The 20375-nt window shown below is 64.7% G+C and carries 18 protein-coding genes; 9 read left to right on the plus strand and 9 right to left on the minus strand.

The features are described from left to right. Nucleotides 1-7: 7 nt before the first annotated feature. Nucleotides 8-1207, minus strand: coding sequence for a DUF5691 domain-containing protein (locus AC04SI_RS19780; RefSeq protein ID WP_404279469.1), 1200 nt, complete (start codon nt 1205-1207; stop codon nt 8-10). Between the two features lie 230 nt (nt 1208-1437). Then, nucleotides 1438-2823 carry an SWIM zinc finger family protein gene (locus tag AC04SI_RS19785; RefSeq protein ID WP_404279466.1) on the minus strand — a complete coding sequence of 462 codons (1386 nt, stop codon included), beginning with the start codon at nt 2821-2823 and terminating at the stop codon, nt 1438-1440. Nucleotides 2824-3038: 215 nt separating this feature from the next. Here AC04SI_RS19785 and AC04SI_RS19790 point away from each other — a divergent pair, with 215 nt between their 5' ends. Further along, the gene (locus AC04SI_RS19790) at nt 3039-3815 is read left to right on the plus strand and encodes an ABC transporter substrate-binding protein (protein WP_404279464.1); all 777 of its coding nucleotides are present in this window, start codon (nt 3039-3041) and stop codon (nt 3813-3815) included. Between the two features lie 67 nt (nt 3816-3882). Continuing rightward, nucleotides 3883-4998: an aminomethyl transferase family protein gene (locus tag AC04SI_RS19795; protein WP_404279462.1), complete on the plus strand. Its 1116-nt coding sequence runs from the start codon at nt 3883-3885 to the stop codon at nt 4996-4998. Between the two features lie 136 nt (nt 4999-5134). Here AC04SI_RS19795 and hpaR read toward each other — a convergent pair whose 3' ends face one another. From hpaR to AC04SI_RS19830, 7 genes are all read right to left on the minus strand, one after another. Continuing rightward, on the minus strand, nt 5135-5536 hold the full coding sequence (gene hpaR, locus AC04SI_RS19800) for a homoprotocatechuate degradation operon regulator HpaR (protein ID WP_404279689.1): 402 nt from the start codon (nt 5534-5536) through the stop codon (nt 5135-5137). Nucleotides 5537-5969: 433 nt separating this feature from the next. Then, nucleotides 5970-6989, minus strand: coding sequence for an isopenicillin N synthase family dioxygenase (locus tag AC04SI_RS19805; protein ID WP_404279460.1), 1020 nt, complete (start codon nt 6987-6989; stop codon nt 5970-5972). Nucleotides 6990-7164: 175 nt separating this feature from the next. Next, the gene (locus AC04SI_RS19810) at nt 7165-7821 is read right to left on the minus strand and encodes a methionine ABC transporter permease (RefSeq protein ID WP_488474743.1); all 657 of its coding nucleotides are present in this window, start codon (nt 7819-7821) and stop codon (nt 7165-7167) included. After that, nucleotides 7802-8893, minus strand: coding sequence for a methionine ABC transporter ATP-binding protein (locus AC04SI_RS19815; protein ID WP_488474744.1), 1092 nt, complete (start codon nt 8891-8893; stop codon nt 7802-7804). Before AC04SI_RS19815 ends, AC04SI_RS19810 begins: the two co-directional genes overlap by 20 nt. 83 nt (nt 8894-8976) lie before the next feature. Next, nucleotides 8977-9831 (minus strand): MetQ/NlpA family lipoprotein, encoded by an 855-nt coding sequence (locus AC04SI_RS19820; protein ID WP_404279453.1) that lies wholly within the window; start codon nt 9829-9831, stop codon nt 8977-8979. A gap of 231 nt (nt 9832-10062) precedes the next feature. Next, nucleotides 10063-10752, minus strand: a complete 690-nt coding sequence (locus tag AC04SI_RS19825) for an SDR family NAD(P)-dependent oxidoreductase (RefSeq protein WP_404279450.1) — start codon at nt 10750-10752, stop codon at nt 10063-10065. Nucleotides 10753-10912: 160 nt separating this feature from the next. Continuing rightward, entirely contained in the window at nt 10913-11773 is an 861-nt protein-coding gene (locus AC04SI_RS19830; RefSeq protein WP_404279448.1) for a MurR/RpiR family transcriptional regulator, read from the minus strand. Between the two features lie 141 nt (nt 11774-11914). Between AC04SI_RS19830 and murA the strand changes: the two genes are divergently transcribed. From murA to AC04SI_RS19865, 7 genes are all read left to right on the plus strand, one after another. Then, nucleotides 11915-13171 (plus strand): UDP-N-acetylglucosamine 1-carboxyvinyltransferase, encoded by a 1257-nt coding sequence (gene murA, locus AC04SI_RS19835; RefSeq protein WP_404279446.1) that lies wholly within the window; start codon nt 11915-11917, stop codon nt 13169-13171. Continuing rightward, nucleotides 13168-14058 (plus strand): glucosamine kinase nucleotide-binding domain-containing protein, encoded by an 891-nt coding sequence (locus AC04SI_RS19840; protein ID WP_404279444.1) that lies wholly within the window; start codon nt 13168-13170, stop codon nt 14056-14058. Before murA ends, AC04SI_RS19840 begins: the two co-directional genes overlap by 4 nt. A 183-nt stretch (nt 14059-14241) precedes the next feature. Next, a complete protein-coding gene (gene murQ / locus AC04SI_RS19845; protein ID WP_404279442.1) occupies nt 14242-15165 on the plus strand; it encodes an N-acetylmuramic acid 6-phosphate etherase in 924 nt (307 codons plus the stop codon). A gap of 101 nt (nt 15166-15266) precedes the next feature. Beyond that, nucleotides 15267-16790, plus strand: a complete 1524-nt coding sequence (locus AC04SI_RS19850; protein ID WP_404279439.1) for an ABC transporter substrate-binding protein — start codon at nt 15267-15269, stop codon at nt 16788-16790. Between the two features lie 34 nt (nt 16791-16824). Next, nucleotides 16825-17784 (plus strand): ABC transporter permease, encoded by a 960-nt coding sequence (locus tag AC04SI_RS19855; protein ID WP_404279437.1) that lies wholly within the window; start codon nt 16825-16827, stop codon nt 17782-17784. Next, nucleotides 17784-18623 (plus strand): ABC transporter permease, encoded by an 840-nt coding sequence (locus AC04SI_RS19860; RefSeq protein WP_404279435.1) that lies wholly within the window; start codon nt 17784-17786, stop codon nt 18621-18623. The genes AC04SI_RS19855 and AC04SI_RS19860 overlap by 1 nt, the downstream gene beginning before the upstream one ends. Continuing rightward, the gene (locus tag AC04SI_RS19865) at nt 18620-20368 is read left to right on the plus strand and encodes an ABC transporter ATP-binding protein (RefSeq protein WP_404279433.1); all 1749 of its coding nucleotides are present in this window, start codon (nt 18620-18622) and stop codon (nt 20366-20368) included. The genes AC04SI_RS19860 and AC04SI_RS19865 overlap by 4 nt, the downstream gene beginning before the upstream one ends. Nucleotides 20369-20375 lie beyond the last annotated feature (7 nt).

Consider the following 20375-nt stretch of genomic DNA (forward strand, 5'->3'; position numbering starts at 1 on the left):
GGATTGATCATGTGTTGGTTCCCGCCAAGGCTGCGTTGAGGCGCAGGAAAGCGAGCGAAGTGGCCGCCGGCGGCATGCCGGCCGCGACGACGTCGCCAATCAGTTTTTCCGCCGTTGCCGCGGTGGCAAGGAAACCTATCGTTTCCAGTACTTGGTCTACACTTCGCTTCACGGGTTCGTTGTTTCCCGCAACCGTGGAACGTAGTGCCGACAGCGTCTTGCCGTTTGTCAGGTCACCCCATTCCAGCCAGCTTGCTTCAATGCCTTCGACCAGGTTGAGCGCATCAAGATTTTGCGCGTCCTTCAGGATTTGCCTGATCAGGCTACGCTTCCTGCTGCTGTCCAAACGCAACATGAGATGGAGGACGAGAAGGGCCGACTTGCCGCCTTCGGCGACAAGTGTATCCGCCAAAAGCGCCACCGCGGCATCGCCGCCGGACACCGCGACCATTCGAACGAGAGAGAGATCAGCATTGTCGTCGACGCCGAATTGCCATGCCCCGATGAAATCGCACTCTGTTTTGCCGAAGCTCGCGGCAAGATCGACCAGGTAGCAGGTTGCAAACAGGTCGACGCGACGACTTTCCTGCGCAGGCGATTTGAGTTTTACCGGTGCGTAAGTGGTTCGGCGGCGTATGAAGCCGGATTTCCCTTCTGCGATGAAGACGGCGAGTTCCGCCGTTCGATCTTCCGGCCCGCTATCGCCTGGCTGGCCTTGCTGCCCTAACCTTGCCAGCAGTCGGCCAGCCATTTCGCGCACCTTGCCGGAGCGATCGGCGGAGAGGCTCTTCAGGAACGGCAAGTCATCGTCGCCCAAGCCGAAGCGCATGAGCTCGATGAGCGCGAGCCTGACCTCCGCCGGCTCACTCGATCCCTTGGTCTCGATGAGCATCCTGGCCGTGGCCGGTTCGATGCGGCGCATGTCGGCCAGCGCGATGCGGCGCGCTGCGGGATAGAAGTCATCCCAGTTTTCCGCCGTCAGTTTCTCGCGCGGGGCATGCGTCTGCCCTTCGACGCCGGCCTGCCAGTCGATCCACGGGGCGTAGACGTCCGGGCTGTTCTGGTCCGACACGGCAGGCATCCAGTCCATTGGATGGAGCACGAAGCCGCGGCTGGCGACCAGCGTCACCACACGCACCTTGCGCCTCGCATCGGCAGCCTGTTTCAGCGCGGCCCTCAACAGCGGCCGCAACCGCTCCGGCAGCATGGGCAAGGCAAGCACAGGCAGCGCCGGACGACGCTTCAGAACCTTCGGCGCCGCAGGCCGCAAGCCGATGTCGAGCGCCTGCGCGGCGATCGCCAGAAGCCGGCGCTCCCGTTCGTCGGGGCCTGCGGTGCCGGCGATCTCCTTCCACGCGGCTGGAGCGAGGTCGAATGTCGGTCCGCCGGTGATCCAGCAGTCGCGCATTGCCGCCAGGCCTGTCTGCTCGAGCTCGTTCACGACAGATCGAGCCTCCCGAACCTGCTCTGCGCCGCCAGAAGGTCAAGCCGGGCGCCGTTCCACAGCGCCGCGGCGGCGCCAAGGTCGATGCCGAGCAAGGTTTGATCGACAGCACCGGCGATCGGCAAGGCGATCCCATGCGGATCATCGGCTGCCTGCCACCAGGCGGTGCCGCGGTCGTCGAGCGAGATCGCGCCGGGAGGCAGGATGAGAGGACTGTCGGTAAGCCATGGCGCGCCATCCTGCTGGGATGCGCGCGCCGCGAGCGGTTCTTTCAACGCGCCGAAATCAGGCCACGCCTCCCCGGAAGAGACGTCACCGATGCGCTCCGCCACCAGCGCGCGCAGTGGTGCGCGCGATGGATAAAACACCAGCCGGGCGTTGAAGCGGTCGCCCGGCGCGAAGGCGTTCGATCTGCGTCCCGCCGATGCGGGAAAATAGTCGAGCAGCAGGGCAAATTGCGGCGCAGCACTCTTCAAATCGAGCAGCCAGGTCGAATGGCTGACGAGACCGTCGCGGCGGGTTTCGATCTTCTCGCCGAGAACTTCCCAGTGGCTTTCCACCTGCCGGGCGTCCGGGTTGGCCAGAATCTGTTCACGGGTTTCGGATGTCGATACGAGCCGCTTCAATTCAGGGTCGTCAGGCTCCGATCGCCAGGCCTTGGCCAGCAGCACCAGCTTGCCGAGCTCGCGGATCGCCGCGTCCGGTCTTTCCTCGCTGCGCAGCGCCATCAGCCGCGACGGTATCTCGTCGATGCGCCCGGCGAGCGCGGTCGCCTTGAGGTCGACGAGCCGCGCGGCAATGCGGCGGCAGCGCTCGCTGCTGGCGTCGACAAATCCGGAAAGGCCAAGCCGCAACTGGTCGGCGATCCATTGGTCGAGTTCATCGAGCGCCGCCGACACCGCGGACCGTGTCTCTTGCGCCCGCTTGCGCTGCGCCGCCTCGCGGCGTTCTACGGCCGCGGCGTCCTCTACGACGGCACCCTCATCCGGTCGTAAAGCGTCGTCGATGCTCTTGGCTGCCGCGCCGGGTACGGGCCCCGTCGCCTGCGGCGTCGTCTTCCGGCGCCGGCCAAGCCAATCATTCACCCATTCCGGCGTCGATTGAGCGGGAGCAAAACTGGCTGGCGCCGTGGCGGCGATCCACATCAAGGCTAGCGTGTGCTTGCAGGGAAACTTTCGCGATGGGCAGGTGCATTTGTAGCCGTGATCGCCTGTATCGACCACGACCCGATAGGGATTGGAGCCGGAGCCCTGGCACTCGCCCCAGATCAGGGCCTGCTGCTCATTCCGTTCAAGGCGCGGCCAGTTCGATCGCTTGGTCAACTTGGAGGCGGCGCTGAGCGACGCCTGGTCGGGAGCCAGCGCCTCTATGGTTTTCAAGTCGAATTCCAAGCCGCCCCCCTCGTGACCTGAACCAAACGTCGTCGCCAGTATAGGTAGCCGTTTGTGAAGAATTGTTGTAGGTCGGACTTGCGGGCCGAGCTGCGTGCTTTGAAGAGCCGACATCGCGCCGTGATCGGCGCATGACATGTCGTTTCCGTCTCCGCCGCGGGCCTGAAAGACCTTGACTTCGCCGGTCAACGGAGATCTGGACCATGCGTCTTTTCGGTCGTTTCGTGCTTGCCGCTTCAGTTGCCTGCTGCCTCGCCTCGGGCGCGGCTTTCGCCCAGGACAAGAAACTCAAGCTCGGCACCGAGGGTGCCTATCCGCCTTTCAACTACGCCAATGCCGATGGCACGCTGGGCGGCTTCGACATCGATCTCGGCAAGGCGCTGTGCGCCGAGATGAAGACCGAATGCGAGTTCGTCGTGCAGGATTTCGACGGCTCCATTCCCGCGCTGCAGGCCGGCAAGTTCGATGCCATCATCAACATAACCATTACGCCCGAGCGGGCCGAAAAGGTCGACTTCACCCACAAATACTACCAGACGCCGCCGGCTATCGCGGTGCCGAAGGAATCGACGATCTCAGGCACCTCGCCGGGCGATCTGAAAGGCAAGGCGTTGGGCGTGCAGAGCGCGACCATCCATCACAACTTCGCCGAGCAGAAATACAGCGGATCGACCATAAAAGCCTATCCGACCGGCGATGATGCCCGCACCGACATGGCCAATGGCCGGCTCGACGCGATGATGGATGGCTCGATCATCCTGACAGAATGGCTGAAGAAGCCCGACGGCGCCTGTTGCAAGCTGCTTGGCACCCTGACGGCCGATCCGGCCATTCACGGGCCCGGCGTCGGCATCGCGCTGCAAAAGGGCAACAAGGAACGGACCGACAAGCTCAACGCCGCCATCGATGCGCTGCGTGCCAATGGAAAATACAAGGAAATCAACGACAAGTATTTTTCGTTCGACGTCTACGGTACCTGACATGACGACAGTCCACTTCGGCAGCGCCGCCGGGCGCTGCCGTTTTTCATGAACGATGGAGACCTTCTTGGCTGAGCGGCGATCCCCCTTCTACGGCAGCATCGTCGGACTGGGTGCGACCATGGGGCGGGTCGGCGGCGATTTCATCTCGGCCAAATATTATTCCGGCATCGCCGACGAGCACCTGAACACCCGCGCCAATGTCGGCGTCCAGGACCTCAGCACCATGGGCAAGATGGACATCAAGGGGCCGGATGCCGAGGCGCTGGTCAACCATGTCATGGTCAACGACGCGTCGGCGATGAAGCCGGGCCAGGTGCGCTACTCCACGGTGTGCCGCGAGGACGGCGGCATCATGGACGACCTCACCGTGTTCCGGCTGGCGCCGGAGCATTTCATGCTGGTGACCGGCTCGGTCAATCGCCTCAAGATGTTGCCCTGGCTGCTGCATCATGCCGAGGGGCGAAACGCCTATGTCACCGATATCACGGCGGCCATCGCCTTCCCGACGATCCAGGGGCCATGCTCACGCCAACTGCTGAAAGTGCTGGTTTCGGACACCGATCTGGATGGGCTGAAACGCTGGTCGTTCACATCAGGGCGCATCGGCGAGACGCGCGTGCTGATCTCGCGCACCGGCGTGACCGGCGAACTCGGCTTCGAGTTGTTCGTGCCGGCCGACGAGGCGGCTGCGGTCTGGGACATGCTGATGCGCAGCGGCCGGGATTTCGGCCTCAAGCCATATGGCGTGCTGGCAATGTTCACGCTGGGGCTGGAGAAGGCCTATCCGGCGCATGGCATCGACATGGACGAAAGCCGCACACCGTTCCATGTCGGCCTCGATCGCTGGATCAGGTTCGACAAGGGCGACTTCGTCGGCCGTGACGCTTTGCTCAAGGTTCGCGAACAAGGCCTCGACGAGCGCTGGACCGGTCTGATCCTCGACGGCGACAGACCGGCCGAGACTAACGCCCGGGTCATGGCCGGCGACAAGGATGCCGGGGTGGTGACCTACAGCGACCATGGCTATTCCCTGGGCAAGGTGCTGGCGACCGCGCATCTCAAATTGCCCTTCACCGCTGTCGGCACCGAGCTCAGCATCGACATTGACGGGACGCCGACACGAGCGACCGTAGCGCCGATGCCGTTCTTCGATCCCGAAGGCCTGCGGCTGAGAGTCTAGAGCGGTTCAGCTTTTGATTGAATCGCCGGCCCGCTCTAAGTATTTGTTTTTACGCATTCCGGACCGCCACGCACTTTTCTTGGAGTTGCTCTGGAGCGTGGCGCCGACCTTCAGCCCAGCGGTGGCGTTGAGAAGCTCATCCTTCCGACTCCGACTGGATCAGGATTTCGAGAAGGTCGAGCAGACACTCCTGCTGTTCGACGCCGTAGCGTTTCTGGATCGCCTCATAGATGGCGGCGCGCTCAGGTGACAGATCCTCGATCACCGCCAGCCCGGCGGAGCTGATGGCCAGCAGCGCCCGACGGCCATCGTCCTTGACCTTATTGCGGGTGATGAACTGCCGCTCCTCCATCGCCTTGATGATGCGGGTCAGGCTCGGCGGCAGGATCGAGGCGCGATTGGCGAGCTCTGTGGCCTCAAGCGGGCCGGCTTCGGCCAACACGAGCAACACGCGCCATTGCTGTTCGGTGATATCGTGCCGGGCGAGCATCGGCCGGAAGCGCGCCGTTATTGCCTCGCGGGCGCGCAGGAGAGCCATCGGCAAGGAGCGGCGAACGCTAGGCGGTAACAAGATCAGATCTCCGAAGGAATACCAATTACGTCCCTGAGCGGACCGCACAAGGCGTGCTCGGTGGACATGCCGCTGTATCAACGATTTTGCCGAGAGCGGCAATGCCGTCCGTCAGAGCGCGTACCAAGAACGCCGGATGAAGAGCAATATTGCACCGCGCCGCCCGATCGAAGATGATCGCAGTGCCATGTGGCCGGCGACCACTCAAAAGAAAAAGGCCGGGCGCGAATGCCCGGCCAAAAATGAAGGTCAAACCTTCAGAGGGGAACACCGTTCGGGGAATGGGAGGAAACCGCCGAACGATAATCCTTATGTGGGCTTGCCCAGGCGCTTTTGCGACGAACAAAATTCCAAAAAACGCGCCGACGGCGAAAAATTCGGCTCCATTGCTGCAGCAACATCAGCCGGCCGCGGTGGCCGTTTCCAGCAGATCGGCATAGTGTCGCTTCGCCACGTCGGGATGCGAGCGCAGGCGGCTTTTCAGCACATTGGTGCCGACATCGCGAAACAGCGGATTGTCGGGATCGCTGGCCGGCCCCCGCGCCTCGGCCGTAAGGTCCTCGGGCAAGGTCAGCAGCGGGATCGTCGCGTCGAGCCGAGCGCTGAAGAAGAAGGGAACGGAAATCCGCTCGACACCGGGCGGCGGTGTGACGACGCGATGGACGGTCGCCCGGAGATAGCCGTTCGACGCCAGTTCGAGCAGCTCACCGATGTTGACCACCAGCGTTCCGGGAAGCGGGTCCACATTCACCCAGCTGCCGTCATACTCGACCTGCAAGCCTTTGTTGTCGTCCTGCAGCAGCAGCGTCAAGAAGCCGCCATCCTTGTGCGCGCCGACGCCCTGGTCGTCGCCGGTCGCGTCACGGCCGGGATAGCGCACGATCTTCATGCGGTGGTTGGGCTCGTCGCGATATATAGGATCGAAAGCCTCCTCGGCCTGGTCGAGCGATTGGGCAAAGGCCTTCAAAAGGCGGATCGCCACCTCGGTCGCCCGCGCCTGCCATGCCAGCAGCGCCGGCTTCAGCTCCGGCAGGGACGCCGGCCATTGGTTCGGCCCTTGCAGCCGCGTCCAGGCAGGAACGCCTAGCCCTTGCGGGATGATCGGGCGCTCGACGCCGATGTCGAGCTGCTCGCGCCAGTCGGCCTTGCCCTTGGTCAGCTCGCCGCCGGCGCGCGTATAGCCGCGGAATTGCGAGGACTTGACCATTTCGATGGCCAGCTTGTCGGCCTCCGGCAAGGCAAAGAAGCGGCGCGAGGCATCGAGCACGTCGGCGATCTCCGCTGCCGATATGCCATGGCCGCTGAGATAGAAGAAGCCGACATCGCGAGCGGCGGTGCGCAGGTCGAACAGAAAGGTCCGGCGCTCCGATGCGCCCTGTTCGAGACGGTCAAGATCGAGCACAGGGACAATTCTGGGCATGCTCAGGCTCCTTACGCGAGACGTTGCGCCTGGCCGCCACGGTGGCACGCTGGCCTTTGCGATCCAAGCAACGGACGATCCAAACTCGACGCCGATGGGAGAACGCCGGCCTGCATTTTGCTACCAGCGGGCAAAGAACGTCCGAACGGATACCCAGCCTGCTTGCGTCCGGCGGTCATGCGCGGTGGTCCAGCCTGGCGACGAGCCGGTCCCCGGCCCACTGGATGCCGCAGACCAGGATGATGAGCACGATGACGACCGCCACCATGACGCTGGTCTCGAAGCGCTGGTAGCCGTAGCGGATGGCAAGGTCGCCCAGCCCTCCGGCGCCGATGGCGCCGGCCATGGCCGAGGCGCCGATCAGCGTCACCAGCGTCACCGTGAAGCCGGCGACGATGCCGGGTAGCGCCTCCGGCACCAGCACCTCGCGGATGATTGGCCAGCGGTTGCCGCCCATGGCGCGCGCCGCCTCGATCAAGCCGTGGTCGACCTCGCGCAGCGACACTTCGGCGATGCGAGCATAGTAGGGCGTGGCGGCGATCGAAAGCGGCACGATCGCCGCCCAGGTGCCGATCGAGGTGCCGACGATCAGCCGCGTCACCGGGATCAGCGCCACCAGAAGGATAATGAAGGGCACCGAGCGGAAGCCGTTGATGATGGCACCGAGCGCGCGATTCACCCACAGGCTTTCGGCGATGCCGCCGCGATCGGTGGCGACCAGTGCAAGACCGAGCGGCAGGCCGAAAACCAGCGAGATGAGGCCGGAGGCCCCGGTCATCAGGACCGTCTCCCAGATCGAACGAATGAGAAGCTCAAACAGAACCGGCGACATGGCCAAGCACCTCCACCCGCGCCTGGCGGGCTTTCAGGAATGCGATCACTTGCGACAGATGATTTTCATCGTTGCCTGCCACCGCCAGGAACAGCGTGCCGACCGGCTGCTGCTGGACATGGTCGATGCCGCCATGGACGAGGCGGAACGGACCCGGCACGGCATCGGCAAGGTCCGATAGCAGCGGGCCGCGCGCGGCCTCGCCGGCGACGTCGATCCTGAGGATCGTTTCCGCGCCGGCTCCCGGCACGAGCCGGCTGGCGATCTCGGCCGGCAGTTGCGGACGGATGCCGCCGAGCAGGCTTTTGGTGATCTCGGAACGCGGGTCGGCAAACACCGACCAGACCGGGCCTTGCTCGACGATCCGCCCGGCGTCGATCACCGCCACGCGGTCGGCGATCGAGCGGATCACCTCCATCTCGTGGGTGATGAGCAGTATGGTCAAGCCAAACTGCCGGTTGATATCTTTCAGCAGAGCCAGGATCGAGCGCGTCGTCTCCGGGTCCAGCGCCGAGGTCGCTTCGTCGGAAAGCAGCAGCGCCGGGCAAGCGGCGAGTGCCCTGGCTATGCCGACACGCTGCTTCTGGCCACCCGACAGCGAGGCCGGATAGGCTTTCGCCTTCTCCGACAGGCCGACGAAGTCAAGCAGTTCTGCCGCGCGTGCCAGGCGCTCGGCTTTGGGGCGGCCCTCGATCTTGAGCGGCAGCGCGACATTGTCCTCGACGGTCTTGGCCGACAGCAGGTTGAAATGCTGGAAGATCATGCCGATGCGGCGCCGCAGCGGCTGCAACTCGCGCTCACCGAGCCGGCTGATCTCGCGGCCTTCGATGAACACCGCGCCGGAATCCGGCCGCTCCAGCCCGTTCAGGCAGCGGATCAGCGTCGACTTGCCGGCGCCGCTGCGGCCGATGATGCCGAGGATCTCGCCCTTGCGCACCGTCAGCGAGACGCCATCGAGCGCCGGCGTTGCGCCGAAGCGCCGCTTCAGGTCGATGAGACGGACGACATCTTCCGAAGCGGGAGGATGGCTGGCCGCCGCCAGATCGGCCGATGCTTTGATATGCTGGTTCATCGAGGTTCCTGTTTCGGCGTTCCGCAAATGCAATGGCGGCCCGCTCCGTGGCGGACCGCCTGTTTCTGCCAGCCACGCGCCGATCAATAGGCGCTGATCCCGGTGCCCTTGTAGACCTTGTCGAACTCGGCCTTGACCGTCTCGTTCTGGTAGGCCGCGACCAGCGTCTTGACCCAGGGCTCGTTCTCATTGCCGGCCTTGACCGCGATGAAGTTGCGGTAGGGATTGTCGGCCACCGGCTCCTGGGCGATGCGGTTGTCAGGGCCGAGGCCGCTCTTCAGCGCCCAGTCGGTGTTGACTACGGCAGCGTCGAGATCTTCCACCGAACGCCCGACAATGCCGGCATCGAGCTCCTTGATGACGACCTTCTTCGGGTTCTCGGCGATGTCGGCGGTGGTCGCCAGGATGCCGGTGCCGTCCTTCAGCTTGAGGACGCCCTCGTTCTGCAGCACGCGCAGCGCCCTGCCTTCATTCGATGGGTCGTTGGGCAAGCCGATGACGGCGCCCTCACGCAGGTCGGCGACCTTGGCGTATTTCTTGGAATAGAGGCCGATCGGCCAGACGCCGGTATAGCCGACCGGGACGATGTGATAGCCTTGCGTCTTGATCTGGTTGTCAAGATAGGGCTTGTGCTGGAAGGCATTGGCGTCGATCTCGCCACGCTCCAGCGCCTCGTTGGGCTGGGTGTAGTCGTTGAAGACGACGGTCTCGATCGTCAGGCCTTTTTCGGCGGCCTGGGCCACGACGACGCGCCAGACATCCTCGTCCTCGCCGCTGATGATGCCGACCTTGATGGCCTTCTTGTCCTCGGCGAAGGACGGTGTCGGCGCGGCCAAGGCAACAATGGCAAGCGCCGAAGCCAGAAGCGCGGCAAGACCTGCGCGCCTGGTGACTGATGTTGAAACGAAAGGCTTAAAAGCGTTTCCTCGTTCGGACATGATGCGTTCCTTGCAATGCTGAAATCATATCGGCCAGGCGGGATGCGAAGCCTTGATGACAGGATCGGCAATGCTGCGCTTCCGATCAAAGAACCGGTTTTCTTCTTCAACGCGAAGCAGGAAATATTCTCTCAAAGATTTTGCGACAGCGAGCACGCCCGCCAGCGTGCGGCACAATGCAGGCGGCGAGCGACAGCCGCTGTGCAGAATCGCCGGCTTTGGATCAAAAGATCAGAACGTCTCGACCCATGGCCTGAGTTCGACCTCAAAACTCCAGGCACTGCGATGCTGGCGGTGGATCGCGAGATAGGCCTCGGCGATCGCGCCCGGCGACAGACGGCGATCCGGCCGGTCCGGCTCCTCGGCCTGCCCGGGCGGCTGGATGGCACCGTCGATGATGAAATGGGCGACATGGATGTTCTTCGGGCTGAGCTCGCGGGCCATGGACTGCGCCAGCCCGCGCAGTCCGAATTTCGGCATGGCAAAGCCTGCCGAACCGGGAAATCCTTTGACGCTGGCGGTGGCGCCGGTGAACAGGATCGAGCCGGAACCGCGCGCCAAAAGCCGCCGCGCCGCCTGCTGGCCGACCAGGAAGCCGCCATAGGCGCCGACCAAAAGGGCCTGCTTGACGGCGTCCGGATCGAGTTCGGCGATCGGACCGCGTGTGCGGCCGCTGGCGTTGAAGACGGCAAGCGCTGGCGGGCCGGCCTTGTCGGCGGCGTCGAACAGGCTTGCGACGGAGGCCGGGTCGGAAACGTCGGTTTCGACGGTGAGCGCTCCGGTCTCCTCGACCAGCGGGGCGAGCTTGCCGGTGTTGCGGGCGGCCAGCACGACGCGAAAGCCCTCTTTGGCGAGAAGGCGCGCGAGCGAAGCGCTGAGCCCCTGCCCTGCGCCTGCGATGACGGCGACGTCGGATGCCATGATTTTTTCCTCCTTGCGAACGGATGTCCTGCGTTTCGCAACGTCGCGCCTTCGGCGGCGAGAGGCAAGAAAAGCCTTGCTGGAATTTTGGAGTCAGGCGGATGCGGGTGCTAAAAGCTGCATGCTGCGGCGGCCTTGCTTGGCTCTCCGTGCGGAGTATCTACGAAGACCGCTCAGCCTTCAGCACGGAAACAGCCAGTTCACTGTTGTGGATATGTTCGTTGGCATCCGGCTGCCGCTGCACGAGCAGGATGAACAGCAGGTCGGTCAAGGTCAGCTGCGCGTCGCGCGCGGTGATCGAGGACGAACGCGCGCGCTCCTCGTCGGCGATGGTGTAGAGGCGGATGTCGGCGACGCGGCTCAGCGGGTTGTCATGTAGGCCGGTGACGGCGATCACCGTGGTGCCGCGCTTGCGGGCAAGCTCGGCGATGCGCAGGGTTTCGATGCTGGCACCGGAATGAGAGAGCGCGAACAGCACGTCACCCGGCCCGAGCGTCGAGGCATTGGCCATCTGCACATGGCTGTCGCTGTCATGCAGCACGTTGCGGCCGAGCTTCATCAGCTTGTAGGAGAAATCGCGCGCCACCAGCGAGGAGGCGCCGACGCCGACCAGATGGATGCGGCGCGCGCCGTCCAGCATCTGCAGCGCCCTGGAGATGATCCGCTCAGAGTTGGCGGCGACGGTCTGTTGCATCGACAGAAGCTTGCTGCCGATCAGCTTCTTCAGCATGACCTGGTACTTGTCGTCGACCTCGATCGAACCGTGGATCATTCCGGCCGGCACGTGCCATTCCTGCGCCTTGGCCTCGCTGACGGCGAGCTTCAGCTCCTGATAGCTGGCGTAGCCGAGCTTCTGGCTGAACTTGACGACGCTCGACTGGCTGCGACCGATCTCGGCCGCAAGGGCTGCCGTCGACAGGCGCAGCATCTGGTCGGGATTGCCGACGATGTACTGGCCGATCTCGCGATCGCCCGGCGCCATCGTCTCGAGCTTGGCCTCGATCTTCTTCAGGACGGACATCAGTTCCCTTGCAGGTTCAATTTTGCCGGCCGGCGGCCGGCGATGCCGAGACAAGGAATAAAATATTCCAATTCCAATTGACAGCAAAGAATGATCGATCGACTGTCAGGCCGATGCGGGAGCGGCCGGGACCGAAGAGCCATGGACAGATTGCGGATCGTCGGCGGACAGCGGCTCGAAGGCGCGGTGACGATCTCGGGCGCCAAGAACGCGGCGCTGCCGCAGATCGCGGCGGCCCTGCTCAGTCCGTACCCACTGGAGCTGACCAACCTGCCCGCCGTCACCGACGTGGAAAACATGCTCGGCGTCGTCGGGCTTCACGGCGCCGTGGTCACCAGATCCGCCCATGCGGCGACGATCGACACCAGGGCCGCCGTTTCCAAGGAGACCTCCTACGACACGGTCCGAAAAATGCGCGCGACGGTGCTGGTGCTCGGCCCGCTGCTTGCCCGCTTCGGCCATGCCAGGGTGTCGCTGCCCGGCGGCTGCGCCATCGGTGCGCGGCCGGTCGACATGCATATCGCGACGCTCGCGGCGTTGGGTGCCGATATCGGCATCGAGGGCGGGCTGATCGTCGCCTCTGCGTCGAACGGCTTGCGAGGCGCGCGTATCGTGCTGAGCTCGCCCTCGGTCGGCGCGACCGAAACGGCTATGATGGCGGCGACGGCGGCGAAGGGCGAAACCGAGATCCTCAACGCGGCGCGCGAGCCGGAGGTGGCGGATCTCGCCGCCTGCCTCAACGCCATGGGCGCAAAGATCGAGGGCGTAGGCACGCACCGCATCCTGGTCGAGGGCAGCACCAGCTGGCGTGCCGCCACGCATGACATCATCCCCGACCGCATCGAGGCCGGCACCTATGCGGTGGCGGCCGCCATCACCGGCGGCCAGCTCGAGCTGACCCATGCGCGGCTGGAGCAGATGGCATCGGTGGTGCAGTTGCTCGAGGCGGCCGGGGTGAAGATCTGGCCGGGCGACCGCGGGCTGATCGTATCGCGGGATGGACCGCTCACGGCGGTCGACGTCACCACCGAGCCCTATCCGGGTTTTCCGACCGATCTGCAGGCGCAGTTCATGGCGCTGATGTGCTGCGCCGACGGTGCCTCGCTGCTGCGCGAGACGATCTTCGAGAACCGTTTCATGCATGTGCCGGAACTGATGCGGCTCGGTGCCAACATCAAGCTGCAAGGCACGATGGCGCTGGTGCGCGGCGGCGAGCGGCTCAAGGGCGCGCAGGTGATGGCGACCGATCTGCGCGCCTCGGTGTCACTGGTGCTGGCGGCGCTGGTGTCGGAAGGCGAGACGGTGATCAATCGCGTCTACCACCTCGATCGCGGCTATGAGCAGCTCGACCGCAAGCTGCGTCTTTGCGGCGCCCATATCGAGCGGATCAGCACATGAGCGCCGGCGCGGCATCGCCGCAGTTTTTTCTCGGCGTCGACGGCGGCGGCACCGGCTGCCGTGCCCGCATCGAGGACGAGGCGGGAGGTGTGCTCGGACAAGGCCTGTCTGGCCCGGCGACGACACGGCTCGGCATCAATGAGGCCTGGGCCTCGGTTGCCCGAGCTTTTGCTGCGGCGATCGAGGAAGCCGGTTTTGGATCAGCGGAGATCGCCTGCATCCATGCAGGCATCGGCCTTGCCGGCATCGGCCGCAAGGGCGCGCTGGATGCGCTCAGGGCGATCGCGCATCCGTTTGCCAGCATCGCCTTCGTCAGCGACGGCGTCGGTGCCTGCCTTGGCGCGCATTCAGGCCAGGACGGCGCCATCGTCATTGCCGGCACCGGCTCGATCGGCCTCGGTTTCGTCGAGGGGCGCGATCTGCGCGTCGGCGGCTACGGCTTTCCGATCTCCGACGAGGGCAGCGGCGCGGCTCTGGGGCTGAAGGCGGTGCAGCTCGCCCTGCGCGCGCATGACGGAAGGCACGAGCGGACGGCGCTGCTCAGCGAGGTCATGCAGCGCTTCAAGGACGACCCGATGGAGGCCGTCGCCTGGATGGACCGCGCCACCGCGACCGACTACGCCGCCTTCGCCCCTATGGTGATCCGTCATGCCGACCAGGGCGATGCGGCCGGGCGGCGCATCGTGCAGAATGCCGCCGAACAGGTCGACACATTCGTGCGGGTGCTGTTCGACAAAGGCGCGCCGCGGGTGACGCTGCTCGGCGGCCTGTCCAGCCCGCTCGAGCCCTGGCTTTCGCCCGATGTGCGCCGCCGTTTGAAACCCGCCGACGGCGACGCGGTTTCGGGGGCGATCATCCTCGCCAAGAAGTCGCTCGATGACCGATAGTTCGGATCGAAGGAGGAATATTATATTCCAATAACTCGTTGACACTTAGAATATCCAATTCTAAAAAGTTAACGAAGCGGAACCCAAGCAGCCAACACGGGAAGCCAATGCCACTGCCGGCACTGGTCAAGGTCGTGCGCTGCGTCACATTCCTGCTGACGGCGGCGTTTTGAAAGCAAGTGGATGAGCGAACACGGCCTGATGTCCGAGCTGGAACGGCTGGTTTCCGAAGACCGGAACCCCCGGACGATGGACATCGACCTGCTGCCGACAGTCGATGTGCTGCGCCGGATCAATGACGAGGACAAGGGCGTCGCGGCCGCTGTCGAAAAGGTCATTCCGCAGATCGCTTCTGCCGTCGACCGGATCGTGCAAGCCTTCCAGAAGGGCGCGCGGCTGATCTATCTGGGCGCCGGCACCAGCGGCCGGCTGGGCGTTCTCGATGCGTCCGAGTGCCCACCGACCTTCGGCGTTCCCGAGGATATGGTCATCGGCCTGATCGCCGGCGGCACTGAGGCGCTGGTGCGGGCAGCGGAAGGCGCCGAGGACGATCCGAAACAGGGCGTCAGGGATCTGCAGCATATCAAGCTTACAGCGGACGACGTCGTGGTCGGCATCGCGGTCAGCGGCCGCACGCCCTATGTCATCGGCGGCCTGAACTACGCGAGGGAAGTCGGCGCGACGACGGTGGCGCTGTCCTGCAATCCGCGCTCGACGATTGCCGGCATTGCCGACATCGCCATCTCGCCGGTCGTCGGCCCCGAAATCCTCACCGGCTCGACGCGGCTGAAGTCGGGCACCGCGCAGAAGCTGGTGCTCAACATGCTGACCACCGCCAGCATGATCCGCATCGGCAAGAGCTACCAGAATCTGATGGTGGACCTGAACCCTTCCAACAAGAAGCTGGTCGCCAGGGCGGTCAGGATCGTCATGCAGACGACCGGCTGCACGGCGCAGGAGGCGCGCCATGCGCTTGAAGCAACCCGCAAAGACGTGAAGCTGGCGATCCTGGTGGTGATCACCGGCTTGGGGGTGGAAGAGGCGCGCGCGGCACTCGCCAAGGCCGGAGGGTTCCTGCGCAAGGCAATCAGCGAAAGGACGGTGTGAAACCGCAAGGAGATACTGGGCCGACATTCCGGGGCGCGTGCCCCTTTGAAGCGGTCCGGCGAACTGCAAGGCATCATTTTCGACAATAATGGGAGACGACAATGGTACAGCATCTCACCAGGAAACTGCTCTCAGGCATGACGCTCGCTGCCATGCTCGGCATTGCGGCGGTGCCGCTGCAGGCAAGTGCTGCGACGCTGCACATGGCCTGGTCGCAGGACGCCACCGGGCTTGACCCGCACAAGCAGACCGCCTTTTCGTCGCTCAGGCTGCTGGAGCTGATCTACGAGCCATTGGTCCGGGTCGATGCCAGCCTGCAGATCGTGCCGGCCATCGCCGATTCCTGGCAGTTCTCGGCCGACGGCAAGGAACTGACCTTCAAGCTCAATCCGAAAGCCAAGTTCCAGAATGGCGCCACTGTCACCTCCGCCGACGTGAAGGCCTCCTTCGAGCGCATCCTCGACGAGAAGACCGGGGCGGCGGCGCGTGCCAATTTCCTGTCGATCGCCAGCATCGACACGCCCGATCCGGCGACGGTGGTCTTCCATTTGTCGCAGCCGGACGTGCCGATCCTGACGGCGATGAGCGACGTCAACGCGGCCATCGTTCCGGCGAGCGAAATCACCGCCGGTTCGATCGGCACGACGGCGATCGGTTCTGGCCCGTTCAAGCTCGACAAATGGGATCCGAATGCCAAGGAGGTGCTCAGCGCCAATAAGGATTGGGCCGGCGGCGCCACCGGCGTCGATGGCATCGAGATCAGCGTGCTGCCGGACGAGACGGCGATCCTGGCGGCGATGCGGACCAAGCAGATCGACTTCGCGCTGCTCAACGACCCGCTCGTCGCCACGCTGGTGCCGAAGGAGGCCAGCCTGCAGCTCAACCGCGTGCCGGTGCTTGCCTATCACGTGCTGCAGCTCAACCCTTCGCGCAAGCCGATGACCGAGTTGAAGGTGCGCCAGGCGATCTCCTGCGCCATCGACCGGCAGGAGGTGCTGGACACCGCTTCGCTCGGCGAAGGCAAGGTGACGGGACCGTTGACCATCCCTTCGCTGGCCACCGATCCCAGCCAATTGTTCTGCTACAAGCGCGACGTCGAGAAGGCCAAGAAGCTGATGGCCGAAGCCGGCTTTGCCGACGGCTTTTCGGCGACCGTGATTGGCGCCACCGGCGAGCCGCCGACGGCGGCGGCGGAGGCGCAGGTCATCCAGTCGCAGCTCGCCGAAATCGGCGTCAAGCTCGACATCAAGATGATGGAGCTCAACGTCTATGTCGACGCCTGGCTGAAGGGCGATTTCGACATGGCCGTGGCGCTCAATGGCGGCAGAGCCGACCCCTACACAATGTACAACCGCTACTGGACCAAATCGGGCAATCTGCAGAAGGTGGCGAACTATATCGACGACACGCTGGACAGCCAGATGCAGCAGGGCCGCGCCGAGACCGACCCGGCCAAGCGCAAGGCGATCTTCGCCGAGTTCGAAAAGCACCTCGCCGAGGTTTCGCCGTGGATCTGGCTCTACACCTCCTACAGCTACACGGCGCAGCAGAAGAACGTGGCGGGGTTCGTGCCGACACCGACCGGCACGCTGTTCAGCCTGAGCAAGGTCACGATCCAGCAGTAGCGGCCAAAGTGAGCGGACGAGAGGTGTTCTTCGCGTGACCTATCTGCTGCGACGGCTGGCGGTGTTTCCTCTCGTTTTGATCGGCGTCTCCATCGTCGTGTTCGTGGCCATCCGGATGGTTCCGGGAGACTCGATCACGGCGATGCTGGGGACCGAGGCCGGTCTTTTGACGCCGCCGCAGCGCGATGCGCTGGCCGCCTATTTCGGCATCGACCAGCCCTGGTTCGTCCAGTACGGGCGCTGGCTGCTCGGACTCGTGCAAGGCAATCTCGGCATCTCCCCCACCTATGGAAAGCCTGTGCTCGACGTCATCCTCGAGCGCTTCCCGCTGACGCTCGAACTGGCGCTGCTGTCGATGATCATCGCCCTTGTCGTCGGCGTGCCGGCGGGCGTCTTTGCCGCCACCCGCAATGAGAAATTCTCCGATCTCGGCGTGCGCATCGCCGCCATGATCGGCCAGTCGACGCCGAACTTCGTGCTGGCGCTCTTGATCATCTACACGCTCTCGGCCGGCTTCGGCGTGCTGCCGGCGATGGGCGAATTCTCGCCGCTCTGGCGGGATCCGCTGCGCAATCTCGGCCAGCTGATCCTGCCCGCGATCACGCTCGGCTTCGCCTTCGCAGCCTCGGTCACCCGAATATCCCGCTCGGCCATGCTCGACGTGCTCAGCGATGACTATGTCAGGACCGCCCGCAGCAAGGGCGCCTCGGCCCGCACCGTCATCTGGCGGCATGCGCTGCCCAATGCGCTGATCCCGGTGGTGACGCTCAGCGGCATCGAGTTCGGCTATCTGCTCGGCGGCGCCGTCATCGTCGAGCAGATCTACGCGCTGCCCGGCCTCGGACGGCTGGTGCTCGATGCGATCCTGCAGCGCGACTATGCGCTGGTGCAGGGATGCGTGCTGTTCATCGCCTTCAACTTCATGATCGTCAATCTCCTGGTCGATCTCGCCTATGTCGCGCTCGATCCGCGCATCCGGCTGGGAGAGCATTGATGCGCGTGCTGAGCGCGATCTTCGCGCATACCAGCGGCCGCATCGGCGGTTTCATCGTCGGGCTCTATCTGCTGCTTGCCGTGCTTGGCCTGCTTGGGCTGACGCCGCACAATCCGCTGATGCAGTACCGCATAGACCGGCTGCATGCGCCCGACGCCACTTACTGGATGGGCACCGATTTGTTCGGCCGCGACGTGGCGAGCCGGCTGATGATGGGCATCGGCCAGTCGTTCATCGTCGCCATTTTCTCGGTCGCCTTTGCCACCCTCGCCGGCACTGTTCTGGGGCTGGCGGCAGCCTGGTTCGGGCGCCGCTGGGACGGCATCGTGATGCGGGTCATGGATGTGCTGCTGGCCTTCCCGGCGATCCTCCTGGCGCTGCTCATCGTCGCCGTCGCCGGGCCGGGAACCTCGACCAGCATCATCGCCATCGCCATCGTCTACACGCCGATCTTCACGCGCGTCGTGCGCGGCCCTGCTTTGTCGCTCAAGGCGCGCGAATTCGTCGACGCCGCGCGCACTTTCGGCAGCAGCTCGAGCTACATCCTGACGCGGCATCTCCTGCTCAATTTGGTAGCGCCGCTGACCGTGCAGGTCACGCTGGCGCTGGCCTGGGCGCTGCTGACCGAAGCCGGCTTGAGCTTCCTTGGGCTCGGCACGCAGCCGCCCGCCGCATCGCTCGGCCTGATGCTGAGCGACAGCCGCAATCTGATGGAAACCGCACCCTGGCTGATGATCTTTCCGGGCATCGCCATCATGATCAGCATCCTCGGCTTCAACCTGCTTGGCGACGCCTTGCGCGACATCCTCGATCCGAAGATGCGGAGGGCGATCGCGTGACCCCGCTGCTCTCCGTCTCCGATCTCAGCGTCGGCTTCGGCCGCAAGCCGCAAGCCAATGAGGTGGTGCGCGGGGTCAGCTTCGAGCTGGCCGACGGCGAGACGCTGGCCATCGTCGGCGAGAGCGGCTCGGGCAAGTCGGTCACCGCACTGTCGATCAACCGCCTCGTCGACTTTGGCGGCGGCCGCATCACCGGCGGCTCGATCAGGCTCAAGCGTGCCGACGGCAGCATCTTCGACCTGACGACGGCGACCGAGCCGCAGCTGACGAAGATCCGCGGCGCCGAGATCGGCATGATCTTCCAGGAGCCGATGACCTCGCTCAACCCGGTGCTGACCATCGGCACGCAGATCGCGGAATCGTTTCGCCTGCATCGCGGCCTGACCGGCCGCCAGGCGACGGCGGCGGCCAAAGATGCGCTCGACCGCGTACGCATCCCCGACGCGGCGCGGCGCCTCAAATACACGCCCAACCAGCTCTCCGGCGGCATGCTGCAGCGGGTTATGATCGCCACAGCACTCGCCTGCAATCCGCGCCTGCTGATCGCCGACGAGCCGACGACAGCGCTCGACGTCACGGTGCAGGCGCAGATCATGGCGCTGCTTGCCGAGCTGAAGCGCGAAACCGGAATGTCGATGATCTTTATCACCCATGATATCGGCCTCGTCGCCGGCATCGCCGACAAGGTGATGGTGATGCAGAACGGAGAGGCGGTCGAACAGGGCGGACTGAACCAGATCCTCGACCATCCACGGCATGCCTACACGCAGCATTTGCTGCACGCGGTGCCGCATTTCGCCAGCGGCCGCGCGACGCGCTCGGATGGGTCGCGTGTCAAGGCGCAAGACGCCGGGCCGGCGCTGAAGGTCGACGGGCTGGTGGTGCGGTTCCCGGTCAAGAGCGGGTTCTTCGGGCGCGCAACCGGCGCGGTGCATGCGGTGGACGGCGTCGATTTCGACCTGATGCAAGGCGAGACGCTGGCCATCGTCGGCGAGAGCGGTTCCGGCAAATCGACCACGGCGCGCGCGGTGCTGGGGCTGGTGCGCTCGACGCGGGGTACATTCTCTGCCCCCGCTCGGAAGGTCGCGGCCGGGCAGAGCGCGCTGCCGATCCAGATGGTGTTCCAGAACCCCTATGCCTCGCTCAATCCGAGGCTTTCGATCGCGAGCATTCTTGCCGAACCGGTGATCGCCACCGGCGGCCGCGTGGATGTGGAGACCCGCGCGAAGATGACGACTTTGCTCAAACGCGTCGGCCTGCCGGAAAACAGCCTCGAGCGCTATCCGCACGAATTTTCTGGCGGCCAGCGGCAAAGGCTTTGCATTGCCCGGGCGCTGATGCTCAACCCTTCCGTCGTCGTGCTCGACGAAGCCGTTTCGGCACTCGATGTTTCGGTGCAGGCCAGGGTGCTGGAGCTGCTGGTCGACCTGCAGCGCGAGTTCGGTTTGGCCTATCTGTTCATCTCGCACGACATGGCGGTTGTGGAGCGCATCGCGCACCGGATTGCCGTGGTCTATGCCGGCCAGATCGTCGAGATCGGTGACGCAAAATCCGTGCTGTCGGCGCCGAAGCATGCCTACACGAAGAAGCTCATCGCGGCCGTTCCGACCATCGAACGGCGCCGCGAGCGTTTCGAGCTGGACACGCGGCAGGTGCCGTCGCTGGTAAGGCCGTTGGGATTCGAGCCGGCTCCGGCGAAATGGCAGCAGTTCGGGACGGACCATAGGGTGAGGATGGAAGCGTGAGCACGGC

It is taken from the genome of Mesorhizobium sp. CNPSo 4689 (assembly GCF_057784325.1).

Excerpts from the sequence above, each read along its gene's own strand:
- hpaR (WP_404279689.1), bottom strand. The coding sequence starts at position 5,536 with ATGGCTCTCCTGCGCGCCCGCGAGGCAATAACGGCGCGCTTCCGGCCG.
- AC04SI_RS19850 (WP_404279439.1), top strand. The coding sequence starts at position 15,267 with ATGGTACAGCATCTCACCAGGAAACTGCTCTCAGGCATGACGCTCGCT.
- AC04SI_RS19840 (WP_404279444.1), top strand. The coding sequence starts at position 13,168 with ATGAGCGCCGGCGCGGCATCGCCGCAGTTTTTTCTCGGCGTCGACGGC.
- AC04SI_RS19830 (WP_404279448.1), bottom strand. The coding sequence starts at position 11,773 with ATGTCCGTCCTGAAGAAGATCGAGGCCAAGCTCGAGACGATGGCGCCG.
- AC04SI_RS19825 (WP_404279450.1), bottom strand. The coding sequence starts at position 10,752 with ATGGCATCCGACGTCGCCGTCATCGCAGGCGCAGGGCAGGGGCTCAGC.
- AC04SI_RS19780 (WP_404279469.1), bottom strand. The coding sequence starts at position 1,207 with ATGCTGCCGGAGCGGTTGCGGCCGCTGTTGAGGGCCGCGCTGAAACAG.
- murA (WP_404279446.1), top strand. The coding sequence starts at position 11,915 with ATGGACAGATTGCGGATCGTCGGCGGACAGCGGCTCGAAGGCGCGGTG.
- AC04SI_RS19820 (WP_404279453.1), bottom strand. The coding sequence starts at position 9,831 with ATGTCCGAACGAGGAAACGCTTTTAAGCCTTTCGTTTCAACATCAGTC.
- murQ (WP_404279442.1), top strand. The coding sequence starts at position 14,242 with ATGAGCGAACACGGCCTGATGTCCGAGCTGGAACGGCTGGTTTCCGAA.
- AC04SI_RS19810 (WP_488474743.1), bottom strand. The coding sequence starts at position 7,821 with ATGTCGCCGGTTCTGTTTGAGCTTCTCATTCGTTCGATCTGGGAGACG.
- AC04SI_RS19860 (WP_404279435.1), top strand. The coding sequence starts at position 17,784 with ATGCGCGTGCTGAGCGCGATCTTCGCGCATACCAGCGGCCGCATCGGC.
- AC04SI_RS19805 (WP_404279460.1), bottom strand. The coding sequence starts at position 6,989 with ATGCCCAGAATTGTCCCTGTGCTCGATCTTGACCGTCTCGAACAGGGC.
- AC04SI_RS19815 (WP_488474744.1), bottom strand. The coding sequence starts at position 8,893 with ATGAACCAGCATATCAAAGCATCGGCCGATCTGGCGGCGGCCAGCCAT.
- AC04SI_RS19790 (WP_404279464.1), top strand. The coding sequence starts at position 3,039 with ATGCGTCTTTTCGGTCGTTTCGTGCTTGCCGCTTCAGTTGCCTGCTGC.